The following is a 24,806-nucleotide window of genomic DNA, read 5'->3' on the forward strand; positions in this document are numbered from 1 at the left end:
TGTTGCTTCGCGCAAAACAGTGAACAACGAATATATCTATATTGACAGTGTTCTTCTTCCAAATTATCAATTATATTTATTTTTTCATACTGTTATTGTTATGCTGAAATTCATTTCTAAAAATCACGCATCCATACTGGATGCCAACTCCCTGGGCGACTTCATTGATAACCTCGATGCCCGCATCAGTAGCCCTGTACTAAACAACCTCGTAGATACACTGAACAAACACTATAGCAAAGTGAAATGCAGCGATCACAGAGACGCAACCGTTACCGTGGTTGTTGACTACCTCGGACTGGGAGAAAAACAACTCACCTTTAAAACAGTGGATTGCTGTTGTGGTACGTTTGAAGCAGAACTACAGGAAAGATTGGGAGAGATAAAGGTAAGGGAGTAAAAGATGTCAACCAGTAACTTTTTAATACCAACATCACGCTGTGATGTTGGTATTTTTTTATGCCAATAATAGATAGGAATCCTATCATTAATTAAATACAATAAGTATTTATAAATCATGTATTAAAATTCCATTTTCCCATCAGGATACTTACCGGGTAACAGTCTTGATGAGGTCCAATATGAAGGAGGAATAAGTTATGCACTTAAAATCTGAAATTTATTTCAACATGAAATAATCATTAACTCCCGCCAGTCCCCTTCTTACATTCAAAAAATCCACACACCTTTGCAGCGCCATAATAGCAACATACTACTAAGCCTACCAACTGCTTAATTTTAAAAGAGGCCGTCATTTCAGCAGATACATGCTGTTATGATGGCTTCGCCAATTCCGGTAATCCGTAAAAAAGGAAAGCCGGTTCCTGTGGAGAAACCGGCTTCGCGTTATTTTAATCTGAATCAGATACTATTCCTGCATCATCTCCATCACTACTTTTACTACATCTTCTGTATTGGGCTTAGAGAAATAATCTCCGTCGGAACCGTAAGCCGGACGGTGTGCCTGTGCACTCAGCGTACGTGGTGCCACATCAAGGAAACGGTAACCACCCTGATTTTCTATCACTTCCTGGAACATGTATGCGGTGCCGCCACCAGGTACATCTTCATCTACAAAGAGGATACGGTTGGTTTTCTTCAGTGAAGCTACAATGCTGTGATGGATATCGAAAGGCAGTAAGGTTTGCACATCGATCAATTCACAGGAAACGCCTACTTCATTTAAGGTAGCAATAGCTTCTTCCACGATGCGGGTCATAGAGCCATAAGTAACAATGGTTACATCTGTTCCTTCCTGCAGTATTTCAGGAATACCCATTGGTACGGTGAATGATTCCAGGTTAGCTGGCAGCTTCTCTTTCAGGCGGTAGCCATTCAGTGATTCTATCACCAGGGCAGGTTCGTTGGCCTGCAGGAGGGTGTTATACATCCCGGCTGCCTGTACCATGTTGCGGGGTACGCATACATACATACCACGAAGGGCGTTAATGATCATGCCCATTGGAGAACCGCTATGCCAGATGCCTTCCAGGCGATGGCCACGGGTACGTACAATAATAGGGCAAGCCATGCCACCTTTGGTGCGGTATTGCAGGGAAGCTACATCATCGCTGAGTGGTTGTAAACCATACAGCACATAATCGAGGTATTGTATTTCAGCAATTGGGCGGAGACCGCGTAATGCCATACCAATGCCTTGTCCCATGATGGTGAGCTCGCGTATACCGGTGTCGGCTATACGATTTTTCCCATGCTTTTGTTGTAAACCGGCGAAGCCCTGGTTTACGTCACCTATTTTACCCACATCTTCCCCGAAAGCAAATACTTTAGGGTTGTTGGTAAACAGCTGATCAAAATATTTATTCAGTATTTCGTAACCATTAACGGTAATCCCTTCTGCTTCATAAGCAGGTGATACAACCGGTACATTCAGTGCAGAGTTTACACCGGTGGCATGTAAATAAGAATTGTAGTTTTCTTTTTCTTCCTGCAGGTAAGTATCATAATACTGTTGCAGGGCCTGAACAGGAGCAGCTGATTTCAGGTTCCTGTGTTTCAGCAGGATGGTAGCAGCTGCTTTCAAAATATCCCGGCGAAGTGGTTCGCGGTTATTTTGCAGGTCACGGATAGCCAGGTTGATCATGTTCACATCGGCGCCGGCAACTGCGGCAACCGGAGCAGCCAATGCTACAAACGACTGTACATGATCTTTAATCGGTGCTACATATTTTTCCCAGGCGCCTTTGCGGGCTTCCTGTGCTTTTACTTTTGCTTCGGCTTCTACGGCAACCAGTTCTTCTTCGGTACACAGCGCATTTTCAATGATCCAGGAACGCATTTTAACGTTACAGTCAAATTCCCTTTCCCAGGAAAGACGTTCCTTGCTTTTATAACGTTCATGGGAGCCGCTGGTAGAGTGTCCCTGGGGCTGCGTAATTTCCTCCACGTGGAAGAGCGCAGGAACATGCGTTTCACGGATTTTGCGGATAGCCGCTTCAAATACTTCACACATGCCGGCGTAATCCCAGCCTTTTACGTTATATATATCAAAGCCATTGGAATCTTCTGTTTTACGGAATCCTTCCAGGGCGGCGCTGATAGAGTTTTTAGTGGTTTGATATTTACGGGGTACAGAAATGCCATAACCATCATCCCAAACAAATACGGCCAGTGGTACCTGTAATACGCCGGCGGCATTAATGGTTTCCCAGAAATGTCCTTCAGACGTTGAGGCGTCACCGATAGTAGCAAAGCAAATTTCGCTACCGTTGTTAGAGAGTCCTTTAAATTGATGTAAGGCTTCTACTTCCCTGAACATTTTGGAGGCATAGGCCAGGCCGAGTGCACGGGGCATCTGACCGGCAGTAGGCGCCATATCCGCAGCGGAGTTTTTCGTTTCCACCAGGTTAAGCCAATTGCCATCCTTATCAAGATTGGGGGTAGCAAAATGGGAGTTCATCTGGCGACCACCAGAAAAAGGGTCGTTTTCCAGGTTGGGATCAGCATATAACTGCGAAAAAAATTGCTCGGGAGTGGCGATGCCTGTGGCAAATGCAACAGTTTGGTCACGATAATAACCGGAACGGAAGTCCCCTGGCTGAAAGTATTTTGACATTGCTATCTGCGCCACCTCCTTTCCATCTCCAAAAATGCCAAACTTTGCCTTCCCGGTAAGTACTTCCTTACGGGCCAGCAGACTAATTTCCCTGCTATCACAGGCCAACCTGTAATCATTTAGCACTTCCTTACGAAATTCTTCGAATGACAACCGGCTTTCTAAATTCATAGCTAGTTCGTTATTTTCTATCATGCCTCATGGTTAAAGTACAAAAGTAAGGTTAATTATACAGTAGAAAAACGAACGGAAACCTACATTTAAAATAATCTGATTTTTTTTAATAAGAATTTAATAAATTGTAAGGTTTGTAATGCTTTTTGGCCGTAAATTTGTTCTTACCAGAAAAGATATCAATATTTTTTAACCGGTCGTTTTAAAACCATCATATGAAAATGAAAAAGTTTATCTTATCCCTGTTTGCGAGCATGCTGCTGACTACAGCGCTGTGGGCTCAAACTGCACCTGCCCAGAATCCTGCTGATACCAAAGTAAAATTCGTGAAAGAAACTGTTGATTTTGGTAAAACTGAATTGAACAAACCAGTAACTGCTGATTTTGAATTTACCAACATTTCCAAAGAACCAATTTTGATTGAAGCTGCCCGCGCAAGCTGCGGTTGCACTACACCAAAATGGACACAGGAGCCTATTCTTCCTGGTAAAAAAGGAAAAGTTACCGCCACTTACAGCGCTAACGGTGTAGGTCAGCAGAACAAAACCATCTGGGTGAAGTTCAGAGGCGTGGATCAGGATAAAGAACTGCACCTGACCGGTACAGTTGGTTCCAACAACAAATAACTCCACACTTTAAACATACTAAGACCTTACAGTACAATGTGCTGTAAGGTTTTTTGTTGCCCATACGATCCCCTATCTTTGCACAGCAAAAGAATCAAAACAATTTTATGCCTACCATTAGCCAGAGAGGTGAGCAAATGCCGCCGTCTCCCATCAGAAAGCTCGTACCATTCGCAGAAGCAGCCAAGAAAAGAGGGGTGAAAGTATATCACCTGAACATCGGCCAGCCAGACATCGAAACACCAAAGCCAGTACTGGATGCGGTGCGTCATTCCGATTTCAAAATCCTTGAATACAGCCACAGTGCCGGAAATGAAAGTTACCGCCGGAAGCTGGTTACCTATTATGAAAGATTCAACATCTCTCTTAATCACAACCAGATTATTGTCACTACCGGAGGTTCTGAAGCCATTGTATTTGCATTCATGGCCTGCCTGGATCCGGGAGATGAGGTAATTGTACCAGAACCATTCTATGCAAACTATAACGGCTTTGCTGTAGAAGCGGAAGTAAAGATTAAAACCATTACTGCCAGCATTGATACCGGCTTTGCGTTACCGGCAATGGCCGATTTTGAAAAAGCCATCACCCCGCGTACGAAAGCAATCCTGATCTGTAACCCGAATAACCCTACCGGTTACCTGTACAGTAAGGAAGAAATGGAAGTATTGAAGCAATTGTGCCTGAAATATAACCTGTTCCTGTTTTCTGATGAAGCTTACCGGGAGTTTTGTTACACGGGTGAGCATTTCTCTGCGATGAACCTGGAAGGCATGGAAGATAATGTGATCCTGATGGATACCATTTCCAAAAGATATAGCGCTTGTGGCGGCCGTATCGGCGCTTTTGTGACTAAAAACCAGTCTGTACTGGATGCTGCCATGAAGTTTGCGCAGGCCCGCCTGAGTCCTCCTTCATTTGCACAAATTGCTGGTGAAGCGGCGGTAGATCTGCCAGCTAACTATTTTGACGGCATCAAAGCAGAATACCAGAGCCGCAGGGATATCCTGGTGAAAATGCTGAACGAAATTCCGGGCGTATACTGCCCTAATCCGGGTGGAGCGTTCTATGCCATGGCTAAATTGCCAATCGATGATTCGGATAAATTCTGCCAATGGATGCTGGAATCTTTCTCTCATGAAGGCCAAACCGTGATGATGGCGCCGGCTACCGGGTTTTATGCTACGCCGGGACTGGGTAAAAATGAAGTGCGCCTGGCTTATGTATTAAATACCACCGACATTAGTCATGCAATGGTCTGCCTGGAAAAAGCACTGGAAATATATCCGGGAAAAACTTCCAAATAATTTCTATTGAAAAAATGTGTACAAAGTACACTAAGATACCAAACAAACATATTATAAATAATTTTATATTTATATTTTCAAGCAAAAACATGATTTTTTAACACTCGATGCTTGGAATTCTCGTGTTTTATTTTGTATATTTGATGTATAAATAACAACAACGACAAAAAATATCAAATTATAAAAATATTTACAAATACGATGAGCGGCAAAATCTAAACTTGTTTAAGAAAAATTTAACCTGCATTATTTCTTAGAACGTTTATTTGGTCCGACCTTTGAATTGTTATACGAAGAAGATTTATCAGTCTTCTGTAAAACTCAAAGATTTACTAAAACGTTTTAGCAAAATATCGTATTTTTGTATCAGTTTTTCATAACGTGGAATTTATAAAGGCAAACGGCTCTGATCACAGAGCCGTATTTTTTTGTCCTTTTTTGCCAATTTCTTCCAAAAACAGGCAAAAAAGACGCTTTTTGGATAAGTATTGCAAAAATATTCCCCTTCTACCTTACCTTTTTTCTATAATATTGTTATGTAATAAAACGGGCGAAATTATTAACACCTCGTGTTAACTGTATTTCGTTTGTTTTCATAACGTGGAATTTTAAAATGCAACGGTCCCGATTCTTCGGGACCGTCTCCGTTTTTTGAAAAGCAAAAAGCTATAAAAGCGGATGACCGAAGCGATTAATTAAATAATCCCGCTTCGGTCATCCGCTTTTATAGCTTTTTGCTTTCTGCCTTCGGCTTTCGGCTTTCGGCTTTTGCGTTATGCGCTTACTTTTTGTGCTCTTTGATCATTTTGAAGAAGTCATCAAACAGGTAACGGCTATCGAAGGGACCTGGTGTGGATTCCGGGTGATACTGTACGCTGAATGCCGGCTTGTTTTTAATGCGGATACCTTCCACAGAATTGTCGTTCAGGTTGATGTGGGTTACTTCCACATTTTCGCTGGCCGCTACTGCTTTAGGATCTACTGCAAAACCATGGTTCTGGGTAGTGATTTCGCACAAACCTGTTTGCAGATTCTTTACCGGGTGGTTTAATCCACGGTGACCATGATGCATTTTATAAGTAGGAATGCCATTGGCCAATGCCAGTAACTGATGTCCCAGGCAAATACCAAACATCGGTCTTTCTGCTGCCAGAATCTGTTTCACCGTTTCTACTGCATAAGTCAGCGGAGCCGGATCACCAGGACCATTGGAGATAAAGTAGGCATGTGGCTTAAATGCTTCACATACTTCAAAAGGAGTATCTGTAGGGAACACCTGCAGGTAAGCACCTTTATCAGACAAGCATTTCAACATGTTTCTCTTTACACCATTATCCAGTACCGCAATGCGGATGTCCGCTGCCGGATCACCTACATAGTACGCCTCCGGCGTAGTTACTTCTTTGCACAGTGCCAAACCTTCCATAGAAGGTACTTTAGCCAGCTCTGCTTTCAGTTGCTCAACGTCCAGGATGGAAGAGGAAATGATACAGTTCATAGCACCTTTACTGCGAATGTGGGAAACAAGCGCGCGGGTGTCTACGTCGTAAATGGCTACCAGCTCGTTATCGGTCAGGAACGTTTCCAGTGATGCATCAGCCATCTTCCTGGAATAGTTGTACGCGATATTCTTAGCGATCAAACCGTTGATCTTCACACTGCTGCTCTCTACGTCATCCTTTTTGGTGCCATAGTTTCCAATATAGCAGTTGTTCATTATCAACACCTGTCCTTTGTAAGAAGGGTCTGTAAACACTTCCTGGTAACCCGTCATACCGGTATTGAAAGCTAATTCACCGGCAGCAGTGCCAATTTTTCCAAAAGCTTTTCCCTGAAAAACCGTACCGTCGTCTAACAGCAGTATGGCAGGTTGGATGGTTCTTGTCTGAGGCATTTCTGGTATCTGTCTTGTTTTATATTTTAAAAAAAACCTTCAAGGGTACAATCAGCCCTGAAGGTTCGGATAAAAAACCGTGCAAAGGTATGAAATGCAACAGTTAATTATGGATTTTTTTTACCGGAAATGAATATGTTACTTAATTTTTACAGATTTCAATATTCTTTGTGCTACCTGGTATCCCACCTGGTCATCATCCCGGTAGCTAATCAGTATCTGCCAACGGGCACTCCCCTTGATCATTACCAGGTTACAAAAAGCCAAACGGATACCTCCTTTATATAAATAATTCCCTTCTTCCAAAATCCCCTTCATACCTGAAATAAGCACTGGTACTGATTTACAATTCATATCACTGGTGGTTTCACTTAGTTGCATGTCGTTGTGCGACGCTGCCATGGCCGTTTCCAGGTCGTTGGCTGCATTAGGCTGGTAGTTAAACATATTCACCGCAATCCGGATACCACCCCCATCTTCATTGCTATAGCTCTTCGCATATTCAATCATTTTAGCCTCCTCTCCTTCCAATGGCTGATCGTGTACCCATAATTTTACCGGCGTACTTATTTCAAGCGCCTGCCGGCCTATGGTAGCGGTTTGCCAGCTATTGTATAAAGAACTCGCGGGTACCTTCGGATATATAAATGTAAATACCGCCCGCTTTCCGAATAAGGTGCCGGTCACCGCAATTAATACCAGGAACACCGAAAAAAACAGGATCACCTTCCCCCTGTTGCCCGGCTGGAACTGCGCTTTTATCCAGGCACCCATAAAATTTGGTTTATTGGTTTTCAGGGAGATGCCTACTTCCTGGGCATATTCCGCAAATGAGCCCATGGGACGATGTTTCTGCCAATCGGCAAAAGTTTTCGGAAACTTCTTACCACAAGCGTCACAAAACGTCAGGTATTCCGATTTCAGTGGGTTGGCATGTCCACAACTATCACAGTGCAGGTATTTCATAGGCGTATCATTAAATGCGAACAAATGTAATATTACGAAATATATTTATTTAATACCCGGGAGATTTTTCTTTTAACCAGGAAACAACCTGTTTTCAACAACCAAAGAATAAGTTTCACGCGGAAATAACCGCATTGAATTATTGCGCTATTCATAAAAAAGTAGCAAATTTGAATCGGGAGCGTCACTGCACGGCTATAAGTGACGGATTGGCTTGCTGAAGGACAAAGCGTATATGAGGGATTATAAACTATTAAGCGATGACGAATTACTTCTTTTAATAAAGAAAGGAGAAGTACATGCGTTCAACGAAATATACTTCCGGCATTTTTCTACACTTTACCGCTATGCCTATAATATCCTCAAAAATGAAGAAGAATGCAGTGATGCTATACAGGAGATATTTGTATGGATTTGGGAGAATAGAGAAAAACTGGATATTACTTCTCTCAAAAGTTATCTCATTGCTTCTGTTAAATACCGGTTGGCCCGGGTAATACAAACCTCCCGCAGACATGCGGAAATCATCGCCGCCAATGTTCCTATAGAAACCTTCACCTTCATAGAAGATGATATGGAAGCCAGGGAACTGAAAAAAGTGATCAATGACTGGACAGAAACCCTTCCCCTGCGCGCGAAACAAATATTCCAACTCAGCAGGGAACAACACCTCAGCAACAAAGAAATAGCCCTTCAGCTGGGCATCTCAGAAAAAACAGTAGAGAACCAAATCACCATTGCCCTGAAAAAGTTACGCGCCGATTTAACTAAACGGATGCTTTCTTTATTATTTCTTTAACTTTTTTTTATTCTCCTTGGGGGCTGACCTTCCTTTATGTCTCTTACTATTTATAGGGATATAAAAGGCATTGAATGAACCAGGAACAACTCACCGCACTTGTTGAACGTATTGCGAATAACACCGCTACAAGCGAAGACATCTCCGTTTACAATGCCTGGTGCAATGCCTTGCAGGACCAGGAGCTGGAATTGCATGACTTATCGGATATAGAAACACAAACCTTCCGCAACATTCAAAGAAGCACCGGGCAGCATTCCCTGAAATTAACGGTGATACGGCGCATTGCAGCGGCGGCAGCCATTACAGGCATCGTAGCCGGCAGCTTGTATATATATAAATATACCAATCGCCCCACTACCTCCCATGCACCCATAGCGGCGGTTACTACAGATCATCATATTTCAGCCGGAAAAAATACCGCCACTTTAACACTGGCAAACGGAAAACAAATTGTACTGGCGGATAGCCAGGACGGAAAACTCAGCACCCAGGCTGGATCAGAAGTGACCAAAACAGCAGATGGTACACTGGAATATCATCCCGTAGCTACCGGCACCGCCATCGATATTCAATATAATAAACTAAGCACCGCACGGGGAGAACAATACCAGATTACACTCCCGGACGGCACCAAAGTATGGCTGAATGCTGCTACCATCCTTACTTTCCCTACCTCATTCGCCAACCTGCCTTTCCGGAAAGTAGATGTTACCGGTGAAGCATATTTCGAGGTGGCACCCGACGCGGCACATCCATTTATTGTACATACTGCCAAACAGGAAGTGAAAGTGTTGGGAACCAGTTTCAATGTCAATAATTATCCCGACGAACCGCTTGCCAAAACAACCCTGATACAGGGCGCCATTAAAATAAACAATGAAAAAACGTTGACACCAGGTCAACAAGCCATCAGTACCAAAGAGGGCGTTGTAAAAATTACTACCGTAGCCACAGAAGCTACCATTGCCTGGAAGAACGGCTATTTCGAATTCAACGACGAAAACATTTATGAAATCATGCGCAAAGTATCGCGCTGGTATAATGTGGAAATAATTTATGAAGGCGATATTCCGATGAACGCCATGGAGGGCACCATCTCCCGGTTCGAGAATGTTTCCAAAGTTTTAAATACTATACAAAAAACAGGACTGCTCAGATTCAGAATAGAACAAAAGAAAATCTATGTGAGCAAATATTGATACCACGAAGTGAACAATTTTGAAAACACAACATCTAAATTCCAGACAATTATGAAGTGAACAAACAGCCAAAATTATCCTTTGCTGAATAAAAAAACGTGAAAGTGAGGAAGCACTTCCACGTTACCTGTAAGGCCAAATCAGCATTGAATTTTCGTCAGTAGAAAGATCAACATCTAATTCAAAACCAAACAACGTAAAGGTATGAAATTAAGCCTTCTTGACAAGGAGGGCAGGGCTAACTATTGCCTGTCTCCAAAAATCATGTTTTTTATGCGACTCGCCACTCCGGTATTACTTGCTCTTTTCGTCAGCCTCAGCGCTGCAGCCAGTGCGCAGAACGTCACACTTTCCGAAAAGAACAGTTCACTGTATTCCGTGCTCCGTAAAATACGGACGCAAACCGGCTACAACTTCTTCTATGTAAAGGATTACCTGAACACAGCGAAGCCGGTTAACGTAAACCTGTCCAATGCAACGCTGGCGGAGGCTTTGAAAGCAATTTTTGCCGATCAGCCACTGACCTATGCAATAGAAGACAAAGAAATCACCATTAAAAAGAAAGAACCTGCTGCCACCACCATGACGAGCTTTGCCGAGGTACAGGGTAAGGTACTTGACGAGGAAGGCCATCCTATTCCCTTCGTTAGCGTGGTTATTAAAGGGAGTACTAAAGGTGCTATTTCCGCTACTGACGGTAGTTTCAAATTGCAGGTAACCAAAGGAGATATTTTATTGGTAACCAGTGTAGGATTTGAGCCTAAAGAAATTCCTTACACCGGTCAAACTACGATCGATGTAACATTAAAGAAATCTACCAGCAGCTTAACAGACGTAGTGGTAATCGGTTATGGTAGTGTAACTAAAAAGAACCTGACCGGTGCGGTTGCCACGGTGAAAGGAAAGGACCTGGATGTAAGTACCACTACTACCTTCCAGGCTGCCTTACAGGGTAAAGCAGCAGGCGTACAGGTAACACAGGCCTCCGGACAACCCGGCGCTGGTGTGAAAGTGCAGATCAGAAGTAACCCTTCCAATGCGGATGGTGGTGTACTCTATGTGGTAGATGGCGTTCCCGTGAATGATGCAGCGGACCAACCTCAACTCAGTGGCAGTGTAGGTGGATCAAAATACGGCATTGGTGGCGTAGATAAATCTCCTTTAAATTTTATCAACCCGAATGACATTGCCTCTATTGAAATATTAAAAGATGCAAGTGCGGCTTCCATCTATGGTGCAAGAGCAGGATCCGGTGTAGTATTGATTACTACCAAGAAGGGAAATGCTGGTAAACCAAGACTGGATTATAGTGGTAACTATGGCGTACAGCAGGTGGATAAAATGTATCCTGTATACGGTGCAGCAGACTACATGACCCAACGGAATTTACTGAAACAGGAAATGTGGTACCGCGACAATAAGCTGGCTCCCTATTATGGTACTGTTGATCCATCTACCGTTTCCCCTTTTAGCCCAATTTATTCCAAAGGTCAAATTGACTCTGCCCACAGCAATAATGAAAAAGCTACTGATGCGATTACCAGAGCGGGGTACATCACACAACACAATCTCTCCCTCTCTGGCGGTAACGGCAAAACTACTTACTTTGCCTCTGGTAACTATTTCGACCAGAAAGGAGTAATCATTGGTACTGACTACAAACGTTATAATGGTCGTTTGAGCCTCGACCAGGTAGTTTCCGATAAAATTAAGATAGGCGCCAGCATTATCCTGTCTAATTCTTCTGCCAATAATACCATTACTGGTGGCGAAAATGAAAATGGTGGTATTATCACCTCCGCTATTTACTGGGCGCCGGTACAGCCTCTGCAAAAAGCAGATGGCAGCTATCCGCTCAATCCCTATTATTCTAATATACCTAACCCGTTATCATACGGTACGGTTACCGACCTGACTGTTTCCAACCGTGCGTTGAGCAGTGCATACGCAGAATGGACTATCATCCCGGATCTGAAAGCCAATGCCCGCTTCAGCCTGGATAATTCTAATTCTAAACGCTCATCTTACTTTCCTACTACTTTTAGCTATGGTGCAAAGGTAAATGGGTCTGCAGGTATCGCCGAATCTGATGCAAAAGTTAAATTACTGGAGTATACATTGTCTTACAGTAAAACCTTGTCTCCCCAACATTCCATCAGTGCGGTAGCCGGCTATAGCTATCAGAAAACTGATTGGGAGGGCTTCAACGCAGCCAATCAGAATTTCCTCTCAGATATATCTCAGTATTACAGCTTACAGTCAGGCCAGTCAACCACTCCATCAGTAGGTTCCAATAAATCACAAACTACCTGGGCCTCTTACTTTGCGAGAGCCATTTATGTATTCAAAGGCAATGTTACACTACAAGCATCTATTCGTCGTGATGGCTCATCCGTTTTTGCCCAAAACATCAAATGGGGCAACTTCCCCGGGGTTTCAGCGGGATGGGTTATTTCAGATGAATCCTTTATGCAAAATCTGAAAGCTTTGTCGTACCTCAAGCTGAGAGTAGGCTATGGTGAAACCGGCAATAGCTATTTCGGTAAAACCGGAACAGCGAGTGAAATGGCTGCTGCATTTGCGCTTTATAACACCAGTTTAAGCCCTTACTTTGGAACAGGTACTGTCAATTCCGCATTGGTGCTCAAACGTGCGGCCAATCCAAATCTTACCTGGGAAACTGTTGGCGAGTTTAACACCGGACTGGATTTTGCCTTCTTCAATAACAGACTTAACGGATCGGTAGATTACTTCAGCAAAAATATCCGGAACCTTATTCAATATGTTCCATTCCCATCAGGATTTATTATTGACGGTGTTTTCAGTAACTCTGGTCAAACCCGTTCTACAGGATACGAAATCGCGTTGCAAAGCAGAAATATCGTTTCTCCAAATGGTTTCAACTGGTCTACCAGTGTCAATTTCTCCCACTATCTCAATTATTGGGTAAAGAGAAGTCCTGAGATGCTGGCTGCATTAGATAAATGGGTGGATCCAACTGGCAAAAATGCCTTATTCAATGGTGCATATGGTTATGAGTCTGTTGGCATTTACAAAGGAGATAAAGCGAGCATACCCTCCTATATGCCTGGCATGCTCCCTGGTGGTCTTATCTTAAAGGATACACATGGGTTTGATGCAAATGGAAAGATAACAGGACCTGATGGTGCTATCAGTGCTGCTGACCAAACCTTACTGGGTAATAAAGATCCCAGGTTCAACTTTGGTATTGGAAATACATTCTCTTACAAAGGTTTTGATCTGAGTATTTTCATGTCTGGGCTTGTACAAAAGAAATGGTCTCCATATCTGTCGGGAAGAGCACAGGAAAATACCATGAACAGCTTTGGTTTCAACGCGATGCCGGTATCTTCCACCCGCTGGAGTTTCCAAAACCCAACTGGTAATTTCCCCACTTCATTAACAGACGCTTCTTATTCCCAGTATCAGAATGCATCCAGCTACTGGTTCATCGATGCTTCCTTCTTGCGTTGCAGAAATATCACGCTGGGCTATGCACTTCCTGCAAAAATGTTATCTAAGCAACATACTTTTTCTGCGGTACGGTTCTCCTTTGATGTACAGAATCCGTTTACTATTACGAAGTATCCTGGTCTGGATCCGGAACTGGACCCAGCGAACCTCTATCCGTTAGTGAAAAGCTATGTTTTTGGCGTTAACGTATCCTTCTAACAATTAACAGAGAAATCATGAAATGTATATATAATCAACTCAAATTAGCGCTGCTGGCAGGTGCCGTTGCTTTGACTGCATGTGAAAAAGGACTTGACTATAAAAGCTATGGCGACTTATCTTCTGTGGTTACTACGCCACAAGGTGCCTTAGCAAATGTAAATGCCGCCTATACCGGATTAGCAGGTGGCGCGGATTGGCAGGGAGGCTGGGATGCCGGTACTTACGGCTGGCGTACACAAGCCATGATGACTACAGACGAAGGCGTTTGCGCCTGGGGCGGTAACTGGTTGCCACTTCGTGCACTGAACTACAATCCTGACTTCGACTGGGTAACGCACAACTATACCCGGTATACACCTTATATCTCCCGGATCACCATCTCTTTAAATGATATATCGAATCTCACCATCGATGAAACAACGAAAAAGAGATACCTGGGGGAACTGAAAGGACTGAGAGCACACTATGCGGAAATGCTATACTTCAATTATGGTCCGTTTACAATTGTAACAGATCCAAAAGTAGCAGCAGATCCAAAAGCACCCTATGTTCCAAGACCTACCAGTGCTGTAACAGTTGCACAGATAGAGAAAGACTTCAAAGAAGCCGCTGACGCATTACCGGATAAATTCACCGGACAAGACTATGGACGTTTCTCCAAAGCCGCAGCCCTTACCGGATTGATGAAACTATACATGCATGAAAAAAGATGGAATGACGCCGTAACTACCGGTAAAGCCATTACCGGATTGGGATATTCCCTGGTGAATAACTACGAGGATAACTTCAACATCAACAACAAAGGCGGTAATTCTACTGAAGTAATTTTAGCAGTAGTATGCTCTGCTACCGGTGGCGATCAGTACTCCAATATGTGGCTGGCACACTGCCTTCCGGGCGACTATGTTGATTCCACTGGTATTCCGTTGACTGCCTGGGGTGGTTATAAAATGCCATGGACTACCTACGATAAATTCGACAAGAAGGATAAACGCTTAAAAGTACTGCTGGAAAGCTATCCTACAGGTAAAACTGCTGATGGTAAAGTGATTTATAAAAATGCCAGAACCAATGGCGATCTTGGCGCCGTGCCCATGAAGTTCGGACCAGATCCGTCCAAAGCCAACTCACAAAACAGCGCGGTAGATTTTCCTATCTATCGTTATTCAGATGTGTTGTTAATGCTGGCAGAGAGTATCAATGAAGCTAATGGCGCACCTAACCAGGAAGCCTATGACGCTATTGATGCGGTTAGGAAAAGAGCGGGTTTACCGGGCTTACCAACCGGCTTATCCAAAAGTCAGTTCCTCGCTAAAATTCAAGATGAAAGATTGTTTGAATTATGGGGAGAAGGTTGGAGAAAAGATGACCTGATTCGCTGGAACCTGTTTATCCAACGTGCAGCAAACGATGGATCTACCACCGCCCAGGCCTATAAAGTGCTGTTGCCTTTACCAAGAACTGTGGTGAACCAAAGCAATGGCGTTATCAAACAAAACGAAGGATATTACTAGTGATTATGAAACAACTGTTTGGTCTTTTTTTATTAATATCTTCAAACTTGTGGGCGCAGCAACCAGCTGCGCCCACGAAGTCTGTAAAAGGCACGGTGAAATCAACATTGGACACAGCGGCGCCAGACATTCCCAGCTCCGCTGCTGTACCGGAAGGCATGAAGCTGTTCTGGCACGATGAATTCAATGATACCTTGTTAGATAAGAGTAAATGGTTTACTACCTACTATTCCAACATTGATTTTCTGAAGAAGGATAACTTGCAGGCCATGCGGGACGACAGTCTTCCGCAAGCGGCTTACAGGTTTACCGGCAATTCCATTCACCTGTTTACCAACGATTCCCTTCCTGTGAAGGCTTTTTATCCAGGCAGTAACCGGAAAATTTCGTCTATCCAAACCTACGATTGGAGAACCAACGAAAACAAGCTCGATAACAGTCGCGGAGGATATTTTGAGGCAAGGGTAAGGAGAAGCTATACCGGGCGTCCTAAAGGGCTTAATACGGCCTTCTGGTTCGATTCTCCGGGACCGGATCTGAAGTACTACCTGCAGGAGGGTACTACGCTTGAAGGAACCAAAGGCATCCGTCCTAAAGGACAGGTATTTGAAATCGACGTATTTGAAAACCTGGATGCGCAATTTGTGCTGCATGGTCATGTAGATGACAAAGGCAATTTTGTGCATAACCTGGCTACCCATGTCGCTGAAGGCTTTACGCATGAAAATAGCTGGGTAGTACATGGTATACTCTGGACACCTACCAGCATCAAACATTACATCAATGGCAAGCTGATCAAGGCCTATACAGATAAGCACCAGGTATATGCTCCCAATCACTTCATGAATGTGTTCCTGGGAAGCTACGGCGCCGGGGGATCTGTAGACCTGGAAGTAGATTACATCAGGGGCTATCAGTGGCCTCTGGAAGGTGGTAATGAATTGCCTAATCCGGGATTTGAAGCCAATCAGCAGCTGTTGCCCTGGGAAGGCAGTGCTACCCTCTCCACTGATCTCAAACGGAGTGGCAAACAAGCGCTGTTACTGGCGCCTGGCCAGGAAATAGCACAATATGTTTACCTGGATAATGATATGCCTTATGAGCTTACTTATTGGGCGAACGGCCAGAGTAGCCTGTATGCGGTTGTTGATAACGTTAAAATGGTTACGGGAGATATGGAAAAAGCAGCAGCACAAACTACTACGGGTGGTGCCTCATTTGGCCGTCATGCCCTGCGCTTCCGTACGGGTAAAGAGTATGGCAATAATATGAAAACGGTGCGTATTTACTTTAAGAATACCGGAAAGAGTAATATCGTAATAGATGATGTTACAGTGATGAAAGCGGGTAAATAAGCGAATGGCTATAAAACGGAAAGAGGGTGTCATGTTGAATGACACCCTCTTTTTTCGTATCGTAAGATATAAGATTACTCAGCAGATTTTTCTTCTGTTGCAGTATCAGCAGCTTTAGTTTCAGTTGCTTCATCTGCTTTCTTCTTAGCACTACCGGCACGACGGGTTTTCTTAGCAGCAGCTTTTTCTTCTGATTTACCGTAGATTTCGTTGAAGTCTACCAGTTCAATCAGGGCAACTTCTGCGTTATCCCCATGACGTTTACCCAGTTTAATGATACGGGTGTAACCACCAGGACGGGTAGCTATTTTCTCACTGATCGTACCGAACAGTTCCTTGATAGCTTCTTTATCCTGCAGGTAGCTGAACACAATTCTACGGTTGTGGGTAGAATCGTTTTTACCTCTTGTCAGCAGCGGCTCAACATACACGCGCAGGGCTTTCGCTTTAGCGAGGGTAGTGGTGATACGTTTGTGGCTGATCAGTTCGCAAGCCAGATTCGACATCAGGGCTTTACGGTGGGAAGCAGTTCTGCTTAATTTGTTTAATTTAACTCCGTGACGCATGACATTTTGTTTTTACCCTTACACCGTGTCAGGAATTGTAAGGTCTGTTTAAATATAGGCTGATAGCGGTTGGCTATTAGCCAGTGGATATAAAATTTTTAGCCTTTAATCCCTGCCGGATGGCGAAAGACTAAAGGCTAAAAGCTTCTTTAACTATTCTTCTTCTAATTTCAGTTTAGACAGATCCATACCGAAGTGGAGACCTCTTTCGCCTAATACCTGTTCAATTTCGCTGAGTGATTTCTGGCCGAAGTTTCTGAACTTCATCAGTTCTTCCTGTTCGTATTGTACCAGTTCGCTGAGGGAATTGATTTTAGCTGCTTTCAGACAGTTGAAAGCACGTACGCTCAGATCGAGATCTTCGAGTGGTGTTTTCAGTATCTTACGCAGTTGCAGTGTTTGTTCATCCACTACATCTTCTTTTTCAGTGTCTTTAGTATCAAAGCTGATGTTTTCATCAGTAATGATCATCAGGTGCTGAATCAGGATGCGGGAAGCTTGCTTCACTGCTTCTTCCGGATGGATAGTACCGTCTGTGATCACCTCCATTACGAGTTTCTCATAGTCCGTTTTTTGTTCCACACGGGTATTTTCTATGCTATACTTTACGTTTTTGATGGGCGTAAAGATAGAGTCGATTGCGATGTAGCCAAATACAGCATCTTTGGGTTTATTTTCCTCAGCTGGAACATAACCACGGCCTTTACCGATAGTCAGTTCGATATCCAGCTTGGCAGAAGGGTCCAGGGTGCAGATTAACAGCTCAGGGTTCATGATTTGGAAAGCGCTGGTGGCTTTTTCGATCATGTCTGCGCGAAATTCTGTTTTACCCTTGATAGACAGCGTAATCTTTTCGTTCGTTACATCACTTTCAGAGATTCTTTTGAAACGTACTTGTTTCAGGTTCAAAATGATCTCAGTAACGTCTTCAGTAACACCCTTCAGTGTAGCGAACTCGTGATCTGCTCCTTCAATTTTAATACCCACAATGGCATAGCCCTCCAAAGAAGACAACAGTACGCGACGTAACGCATTACCGACTGTCACAGCATAACCTGGTTCTAATGGACGGAATTCGAATTGAGCTTCAAAGTCGGTAGACTTCTGCAATACGATCTTATCAGGTTTCTGGAAATTTAAAATTGCCATTGATGTGATAGATTTATTTGTTAAATATGAGGTTAGTCCATGACCTGTGGGCCATGGACTAATTATTTATTACTTAGAGTACAATTCTACGATCAGTTGTTCCTTGATATTTTCAGGAACGCTCTCTCTCTCAGGATAAGCAATGAATACACCTTTCATTTCTTTCTCATTCCAATCCAACCAGCTGAACTTAGGATTTTTTCCACGGATAACGCTGGTCAGTGCAGAATTGTTTGCAGTTTTATTTTTCAGGCTGATAACATCTCCTGGTTTCAGTTGGAAAGAAGGAGTGTTTACCACGTGACCGTTAACAGTAACGTGTTTGTGAGAAACCAGCTGACGTGCAGCAGGACGGGAAGGAGCGATACCCAGACGGAAAACAGTGTTATCCAGACGGGCTTCGAGTAATTTGATCAATACTTCACCGGCAACACCTTTTCTACGGGTAGCTTCGTCAAACAGGTTACGGAACTGACGCTCCAGCAAACCGTAAGTGTACTTTGCTTTTTGTTTTTCTCTCAGCTGCAGTGCGTATTCGCCTAATTGTTTGCGTTTACGATTAGCACCATGCTGGCCCGGAGGGTTGCTGTTCTTACTTAAATACTTACCATTACCGAGAATGGGTTCACCAAAAATTCTGGAAATTTTGGTCTTTGGTCCTGTGTACCTTGCCATGTTTTAAATATACTTTAGATTTTTTAGTTAATGATGTATGCTCTTCAAAAAATCTGAAAACCTGATCATACACCCATTTATTAATAATAAATTACAATGTCCAGAAACCAAACTTCGATTGAAATTTGGTATCTGGATATTGTAAATATATATTACTATACTCTTCTCTTCTTAGGAGGACGGCAACCGTTGTGAGGTAAAGGCGTAACGTCTTTAATCATGTTCACTTCGATTCCAGAGTTGGCGATTGCACGGATAGCGCTTTCACGACCAGCTCCTGGGCCTTTCACAAAAACATCTGCTCTTTTCAGACCTGAGTCCATAGCAACTTTAGCAGCATCCTGTGCAGCCAGCTGAGCTGCATATGGAGTGTTCTTTTTAGAACCTCTGAAGCCCATTTTACCAGCAGAAGACCAGGAAATAACCTGACCATGTTTGTTGGTGATGCTAACAATGATGTTGTTAAAGCTAGCAGAGATATGAACATCTCCGTAGTTATCTACTTTTACTACCCTCTTTTTACTAGCAGCAGTTTTTGTATTATTTGCTTTTGCCATAATGATTTAAATTCCAAATATGAAATTCCAGATCCCAAATTTACACGACTCACGGTCATTGAAACCCCTCTGATTCGGAATTGGGATTTCAACCTGGGATTTTATTTATTATTTCTTAGTTGCTTTTTTCTTACCAGCCACTGTCTTACGCTTACCTTTACGGGTACGGCTGTTAGTACGTGTACGCTGACCTCTTACCGGTAAGCCTTTCCTGTGACGCAGACCGCGGTAGCAAGCGATATCCAGCAAGCGCTTGATATTCATTTGTACTTCAGAACGCAATTGACCCTCTACCTTAAACTCACCGTTGATAATGTTACGGATGGCAGCTTGTTCATCGTCATTCCATTCCCGCACTTTTTTATTGAAATCAATTTCCGCCTTGTTCAGGATATATTGGGCGGTAGAACGGCCTATACCAAAGATATAGGTGAGGCCAATTTCTCCTCTTTTATTTTTAGGAAGATCTATACCGGCTATACGTGCCATATTTCTATTTTAGATTTTATGATTCTGATTAAAAAATCAAATTCCGTTAGGGGAACCGATTAACCCTGGCGTTGTTTAAAACGAGGATTCTTTTTGTTGATTACCAACAAAACTCCTTTTCTACGAACTATTTTACAATCCGCACTTCTTTTTTTGATTGCAGCTCTTACCTTCATGATTAATACTTTATAAAAGGTTATGATATTTATTAAATTATACTCCCAATCACCTCAACCCGTTCCGGCTTATTTGTACCTGAATATTATACGGCCTCTTGACAAATCGTATGGGCTCATCTCTACGCCAACCTTATCTCCTGGCAGAATGCGGATGTAGTGCATTCTCATTTTTCCAGAAATGGTGGCCAGGATCTCATGCCCATTTTCCAACTTTACACGGAACATAGCGTTCGACAAGGCTTCTAATATAATTCCATCCTGTTTAATGAGTGCCTGTTTTGCCATAAAAATTTTTAGGACTGCAAAGATAGCATTTATCTTTTGAAATAGAAAAATTTACCGTGATTATTATTATTATTGCCAGTTTTTGTATTAAAACCTGTCTGATTAATCGTTAAAACGCGCTTATTTTAGACAATTCCGAATGCAGAAATCAATAATTTGAGTTCAATGCGGGATTGTTCTTCTCCTCTCTTTCTATATCCACATAGGTAGACAACACATCTGCCTTGCCCTTGCCAACAGCTACGGTATGTTCAAAATGCACGGAAGGACTACCATCACGGGTAGCTACTGTCCAGCCATCTTCCAGGTATTCTACGTCTTTGGAGCGGAGATTGATCATGGGCTCAATGGCAATCACCAGGCCTTCTTTCATGACTGGCCCGCTTCCTCTTTTGCCATAGTTAGGTACCTGTGGGTCTTCGTGCAGGTTACGGCCAAGACCGTGTCCTACCAGTTCCCTTACTACACCATAACCACGTTCTTTTTCAGTATACTCCTGTATCGCGTAAGAAATATCTCCTACCCTGTTCCCTACAATTGCTTTTTCAATGCCTTTGTAAAGGGCAGCTTTGGTAGCCGTCATCAGGCGAAGCACATTCTCAGGAACATTACCAATAGCAAATGTATAGGCGCTATCAGAATGGTAACCATTCATATAAACCCCCACATCTACTGTCAGAATATCTCCATCTTTCAGTACGTAAGCATTGGGAATACCATGCACTACTTCTTCATTCACAGAAATGCAGCAGGCATTGGGAAATCCTTTGTAATTTTTGAAAGAAGGAGTTGCGCCATTTTCCACGATAAACTTATCAGCAATAGCATCTACTTCCAGCGTGCTCATCCCTGGTTTCAGGTTTCTGGCTACTTCTGCCAGTGCAGCACTCAGGAGCAAAGCACTTTTGCGCATCAACTCTATCTCTTCCTTCGTCTTATAGTGAATCATAACAATCCTTGTTTCTGTTAGCCGCACCGTTTGTATCAGATACCTACGATGAGCTGCTTCATTCAAAATAATATAGCCACTAAAGCGTGGAAGCTTTTGTGGCTATTTTATTGTTATTATAACACTTTCGTGTTCAAATACTTATGCATTAGCCGGCGCAGTTCTGCCTTTGATTCGGCCGGTGCTCATCAGACCATCGTAGTGGCGCATGAGGAGCTGGCTTTCAATCTGTTGCAGTGTATCCAGGATAACGCCCACCATGATCAGCAGAGAGGTACCACCGAAGAAGGTAGCAAAGTTGCTGTTGATCTTAAAGGCAGCAGCCACACCAGGAAGGATACCCACCAATGCCAGGAAGAATGCACCAGGCAAAGTGATACGATCCATTACTGCACCGATGTAATCAGCGGTAGCTTTACCAGGTTTAATACCTGGAATGAAACCGTTATTACGTTTCATTTCATCCGCCATTTGGGTTGGGTTGAAAATCAACGCGGTGTAGAAGTAGGTAAATACGATCACCAGTACCGCGTAGATCAGGTTATACCAGCCATTAGTGTGGTCACTAAAGATGCGGATAAAGCCGGAAGCACTTTCTGAAGAAGTAGCAAAGCCTATCGCAGTAGCCGGGATAAACATAATCGCCTGGGCAAAGATGATGGGCATTACACCAGCAGCATTCACTTTCAGTGGGATGAACTGACGTACGCCACCGTATTGTTTGTTACCCACAATACGTTTTGCGTAGTTTACCGGTATTTTTCTTGTACCCTGTACCAGGAGGATCAAACCAACGGTGATCAGGATGAAGATAGCAATTTCAATGAGGAACAGGATCGGGCCACCCGCTTCACCTGCCACCTTACTGGAGAACTCAGCGACCAGTGCCTGTGGCAAACGGGCGAGGATACCCATCATGATAATGATGGAAGTACCATTACCAATACCTTTATCTGTGATCTTTTCACCGAGCCACATTACAAACAGGGTACCTGCTGTAAGCACAACGGTGGTAGAGAGCCAGAAGAAAAAGGAGCCATACTCAGGGATAATAGCGCCACCGGATTGATTACGCAGATAAGCTACGTAAGCGCTCGCCTGGAAACCTGTTACTATTACTGTGAGATAACGGGTATACTGGTTAATCTTTTTGCGGCCGCTTTCACCTTCTTTCTGCAGTTTCTGGAAATAAGGAACTGCTATCGTTAATAACTGAATAGCAATTGATGCAGAGATGTAGGGCATAATACCCAATGCAAATATGGAGGCCCTTGAAAACGATCCGCCCGCAAACATGTTCACCAAACCTAAGATACCCTGATTAGAATTTTTCTCAAAGTTGGTCAGCGCATTTGCATCAATGCCAGGCAAAGCGATATAGGATCCTACACGGTAGATGAGGACCAGGAGCAGGGTGGTCAGGATGCGGTTACGCAGATCCTCAATACTCCAGATATTCTTAATCGTTTCGATAAATTTCTTCACAGGAAGATAAAGGTTTAATAGCGCTATTAAATATGAAAAGACGCACTACTCCGTAGGCGTCTCCTCAGTCGTAAAGTCTTATACCAGTTCTACTGATCCACCTGCTGATTCGATGGCCTGTTTAGCTTTTTCGCTGATAGCGTTTACTTTAACAGTAACCTTGGTTTTGATTTCGCCGTTAGCGAGGATCTTAACTTTGGCTGTTCTGTTAATCAGACCGTTCATGAACAGGTTTTCCAGATTAAACTCCTGGAGACCGTATTTCTCAACTAATTGATCGATTTGGCCCAGGTTGAAGATTTTGTACTCTTCACGGTTATTATTGATGAAACCGCGTTTAGGCATACGGCGTTGGATCGGCATCTGGCCACCTTCGAAGCCTCTTTTGCTCGCGTAACCAGCACGTTGCTGGATACCTTTGTTACCTTTTGTAGAGGTACCACCTTTACCGGAAGCCTCACCACGTCCAAGACGTTTTTCTTTATGTACAGCGCCTTGTGCAGGCTGTAATGAATGCAGATTCATGTTTAATTGTTTTACTTGCGCGGAAATTAACCGCTCGCTTATTCTAAAATAAAAATGGTAAAGTTACAAATGTAAAGGTAAGATTATCAACAGACAATCCCACAGCAGTGTTACTTAATTAAGCGTTTACTGTTTCTACCGATACGAGGTGATTCACTTTACGGACCATACCCAGGATCTGAGGAGTTGCTTCTACTTCAACAGTAGCGTGCATCTTAGTCAGGCCGAGTGCCTTCAAGGTCAGTTTCTGCCTCTCAGGACGGTCAATACCACTTTTCACTTGAGTGATCTTAATCTTTGCCATAAACCCCTATCCGCTTTTAAGGCGGAGTAATTTAATTGTTAATGAATTATTTTCAAAATTTCCACGGAGGAAAGTACCAATGCTCTCCGTAGAGAGCCGGGCAATTAATTATCCGTTGAAAACTTTCTTCAGGGCAACGCCTCTGGTTTTAGCGATGCTAATAGGCTCACGCAGCAGACCCAGTGCTTTGAAGGTAGCTTTTACCACGTTGTGTGGGTTAGCAGAACCTAAAGACTTAGCCAATACGTCAGTTACACCAGCGCTTTCCAGCACTGCACGCATAGAACCTCCCGCGATCACACCAGTACCATGAGCAGCTGGTTTGATTAATACTTTGGCAGCGCCTTCTTTAGCAAACTGATCGTGAGGAATGGTACCGTGCATTACAGGAACCTTGATCAGGTTCTTTTTTGCATCGTCTATACCTTTGGTGATAGCTTGCTGTACTTCTTTCGCTTTACCAAGACCGTGACCAACAACACCGTTTTCGTTACCTACTACTACCAGTGCGGAGAAACTAAATGTACGACCGCCTTTTGTGGTTTTAGTAACACGGTTGATCGCCACCACTTTTTCTTTCAGCTCCAGATCACCAGCCTTTACTTTATTGAATGAATTCTTTGCCATTTTATTTTATAAGAATTACTTGTTCAGAATTATAAGATTCGGACCTCGTGATTAAAACTGAAGACCGCCTTCTCTTGCTCCGTCAGCTACGCTTTTAACGCGGCCATGATATAAATAACCACTTCTGTCGAAAATGCAGTTGGTCAGACCCAGTGCCAGTGCTTTAGCAGCCAGCGCTTTTCCTACCAGTACAGATTTCTCAGATTTAGTTCCTTGCTGGGCTTTGATATCCTTATCACGGGAAGAAGCTGAAGCCAGGGTAGTGCCATTGGTATCATCTATCAATTGCACATAGATATCGCTGTTGCTACGAAATACAGATAATCTTGGTGCTTTTGCAGTACCGGAGATTTTCTTACGGATGCGGTAGCGGATTTTCTGTCTCCTGTTAACTTTTGTGCTCATTT

At 43.3% G+C, this 24,806-nt stretch carries 24 protein-coding genes; 8 read left to right on the forward strand and 16 right to left on the reverse strand.

The genetic code is table 11. The features are described 5' to 3' along the window. Positions 1–100: 100 nt before the first annotated feature. Positions 101–400, forward strand: a complete 300-nt coding sequence (locus AC5ZC7_RS24725; RefSeq protein WP_496158371.1) for a hypothetical protein — start codon at positions 101–103, stop codon at positions 398–400. 468 nt (positions 401–868) lie between these two features. Here AC5ZC7_RS24725 and AC5ZC7_RS24730 read toward each other — a convergent pair whose 3' ends face one another. Further along, complete coding sequence (locus AC5ZC7_RS24730) at positions 869–3,247, reverse strand: thiamine pyrophosphate-dependent enzyme (protein ID WP_496158370.1); 2,379 nt, start codon at positions 3,245–3,247, stop codon at positions 869–871. Positions 3,248–3,471: 224 nt separating this feature from the next. Here AC5ZC7_RS24730 and AC5ZC7_RS24735 point away from each other — a divergent pair, with 224 nt between their 5' ends. After that, a complete protein-coding gene (locus AC5ZC7_RS24735; RefSeq protein ID WP_496158369.1) occupies positions 3,472–3,876 on the forward strand; it encodes a DUF1573 domain-containing protein in 405 nt (134 codons plus the stop codon). Between the two features lie 107 nt (positions 3,877–3,983). Beyond that, complete coding sequence (locus AC5ZC7_RS24740; RefSeq protein WP_496158368.1) at positions 3,984–5,183, forward strand: pyridoxal phosphate-dependent aminotransferase; 1,200 nt, start codon at positions 3,984–3,986, stop codon at positions 5,181–5,183. 781 nt (positions 5,184–5,964) lie between these two features. Here the strand turns inward: AC5ZC7_RS24740 and carA are convergent. Both carA and AC5ZC7_RS24750 read right to left on the reverse strand, forming a co-directional pair. Beyond that, entirely contained in the window at positions 5,965–7,077 is a 1,113-nt protein-coding gene (carA, locus tag AC5ZC7_RS24745) for a glutamine-hydrolyzing carbamoyl-phosphate synthase small subunit (RefSeq protein ID WP_496158367.1), read from the reverse strand. 138 nt (positions 7,078–7,215) lie between these two features. Then, a complete protein-coding gene (locus AC5ZC7_RS24750; protein WP_496158366.1) occupies positions 7,216–8,043 on the reverse strand; it encodes a hypothetical protein in 828 nt (275 codons plus the stop codon). A gap of 235 nt (positions 8,044–8,278) precedes the next feature. Between AC5ZC7_RS24750 and AC5ZC7_RS24755 the strand changes: the two genes are divergently transcribed. The 5 genes from AC5ZC7_RS24755 to AC5ZC7_RS24775 all read left to right on the forward strand — a co-directional run bounded on the left by AC5ZC7_RS24755 (position 8,279) and on the right by AC5ZC7_RS24775 (position 16,609). Continuing rightward, positions 8,279–8,842: an RNA polymerase sigma-70 factor gene (locus AC5ZC7_RS24755; RefSeq protein ID WP_496158365.1), complete on the forward strand. Its 564-nt coding sequence runs from the start codon at positions 8,279–8,281 to the stop codon at positions 8,840–8,842. A gap of 74 nt (positions 8,843–8,916) precedes the next feature. After that, entirely contained in the window at positions 8,917–10,044 is a 1,128-nt protein-coding gene (locus AC5ZC7_RS24760; protein WP_496158364.1) for a FecR domain-containing protein, read from the forward strand. A gap of 204 nt (positions 10,045–10,248) precedes the next feature. After that, on the forward strand, positions 10,249–13,737 hold the full coding sequence (locus AC5ZC7_RS24765) for a SusC/RagA family TonB-linked outer membrane protein (protein ID WP_496158363.1): 3,489 nt from the start codon (positions 10,249–10,251) through the stop codon (positions 13,735–13,737). A gap of 17 nt (positions 13,738–13,754) precedes the next feature. Beyond that, complete coding sequence (locus tag AC5ZC7_RS24770) at positions 13,755–15,254, forward strand: RagB/SusD family nutrient uptake outer membrane protein (protein WP_496158362.1); 1,500 nt, start codon at positions 13,755–13,757, stop codon at positions 15,252–15,254. A 5-nt stretch (positions 15,255–15,259) separates the two neighbouring features. Next, on the forward strand, positions 15,260–16,609 hold the full coding sequence (locus AC5ZC7_RS24775; RefSeq protein WP_496158361.1) for a family 16 glycosylhydrolase: 1,350 nt from the start codon (positions 15,260–15,262) through the stop codon (positions 16,607–16,609). Between the two features lie 74 nt (positions 16,610–16,683). On the opposite strand, the gene rplQ is transcribed toward AC5ZC7_RS24775, so the two are convergent. The 13 genes from rplQ to rplR all read right to left on the reverse strand — a co-directional run bounded on the left by rplQ (position 16,684) and on the right by rplR (position 24,804). After that, positions 16,684–17,175, reverse strand: coding sequence for a 50S ribosomal protein L17 (gene rplQ, locus AC5ZC7_RS24780; protein WP_496158360.1), 492 nt, complete (start codon positions 17,173–17,175; stop codon positions 16,684–16,686). Between the two features lie 153 nt (positions 17,176–17,328). Continuing rightward, a complete protein-coding gene (locus AC5ZC7_RS24785; RefSeq protein WP_079470750.1) occupies positions 17,329–18,324 on the reverse strand; it encodes a DNA-directed RNA polymerase subunit alpha in 996 nt (331 codons plus the stop codon). Positions 18,325–18,393: 69 nt separating this feature from the next. Further along, entirely contained in the window at positions 18,394–18,999 is a 606-nt protein-coding gene (gene rpsD / locus AC5ZC7_RS24790; protein WP_496158359.1) for a 30S ribosomal protein S4, read from the reverse strand. 155 nt (positions 19,000–19,154) lie between these two features. Beyond that, positions 19,155–19,556 carry a 30S ribosomal protein S11 gene (gene rpsK, locus AC5ZC7_RS24795; RefSeq protein ID WP_168741537.1) on the reverse strand — a complete coding sequence of 134 codons (402 nt, stop codon included), beginning with the start codon at positions 19,554–19,556 and terminating at the stop codon, positions 19,155–19,157. Positions 19,557–19,664: 108 nt separating this feature from the next. Then, on the reverse strand, positions 19,665–20,045 hold the full coding sequence (gene rpsM / locus AC5ZC7_RS24800) for a 30S ribosomal protein S13 (protein WP_291917660.1): 381 nt from the start codon (positions 20,043–20,045) through the stop codon (positions 19,665–19,667). A 59-nt stretch (positions 20,046–20,104) separates the two neighbouring features. Beyond that, complete coding sequence (gene rpmJ, locus AC5ZC7_RS24805; protein WP_073083232.1) at positions 20,105–20,221, reverse strand: 50S ribosomal protein L36; 117 nt, start codon at positions 20,219–20,221, stop codon at positions 20,105–20,107. 69 nt (positions 20,222–20,290) lie between these two features. Continuing rightward, a complete protein-coding gene (gene infA / locus AC5ZC7_RS24810) occupies positions 20,291–20,509 on the reverse strand; it encodes a translation initiation factor IF-1 (protein WP_012789309.1) in 219 nt (72 codons plus the stop codon). A gap of 148 nt (positions 20,510–20,657) precedes the next feature. Beyond that, positions 20,658–21,458, reverse strand: coding sequence for a type I methionyl aminopeptidase (gene map / locus AC5ZC7_RS24815; RefSeq protein ID WP_496158358.1), 801 nt, complete (start codon positions 21,456–21,458; stop codon positions 20,658–20,660). A gap of 141 nt (positions 21,459–21,599) precedes the next feature. Further along, a complete protein-coding gene (secY, locus tag AC5ZC7_RS24820) occupies positions 21,600–22,943 on the reverse strand; it encodes a preprotein translocase subunit SecY (RefSeq protein ID WP_291917667.1) in 1,344 nt (447 codons plus the stop codon). A gap of 78 nt (positions 22,944–23,021) precedes the next feature. Further along, the gene (gene rplO, locus AC5ZC7_RS24825) at positions 23,022–23,468 is read right to left on the reverse strand and encodes a 50S ribosomal protein L15 (RefSeq protein WP_496158357.1); all 447 of its coding nucleotides are present in this window, start codon (positions 23,466–23,468) and stop codon (positions 23,022–23,024) included. Positions 23,469–23,586: 118 nt separating this feature from the next. Further along, on the reverse strand, positions 23,587–23,772 hold the full coding sequence (gene rpmD / locus AC5ZC7_RS24830) for a 50S ribosomal protein L30 (protein ID WP_291917673.1): 186 nt from the start codon (positions 23,770–23,772) through the stop codon (positions 23,587–23,589). A 108-nt stretch (positions 23,773–23,880) separates the two neighbouring features. Continuing rightward, positions 23,881–24,399 (reverse strand): 30S ribosomal protein S5, encoded by a 519-nt coding sequence (gene rpsE, locus AC5ZC7_RS24835; RefSeq protein ID WP_291917675.1) that lies wholly within the window; start codon positions 24,397–24,399, stop codon positions 23,881–23,883. Between the two features lie 51 nt (positions 24,400–24,450). Beyond that, positions 24,451–24,804, reverse strand: a complete 354-nt coding sequence (gene rplR / locus AC5ZC7_RS24840; protein ID WP_496158356.1) for a 50S ribosomal protein L18 — start codon at positions 24,802–24,804, stop codon at positions 24,451–24,453. Between the last annotated feature and the right edge of the window lie 2 nt (positions 24,805–24,806).

It is taken from the genome of Chitinophaga sp. 9-1-y, assembly GCF_059511905.2.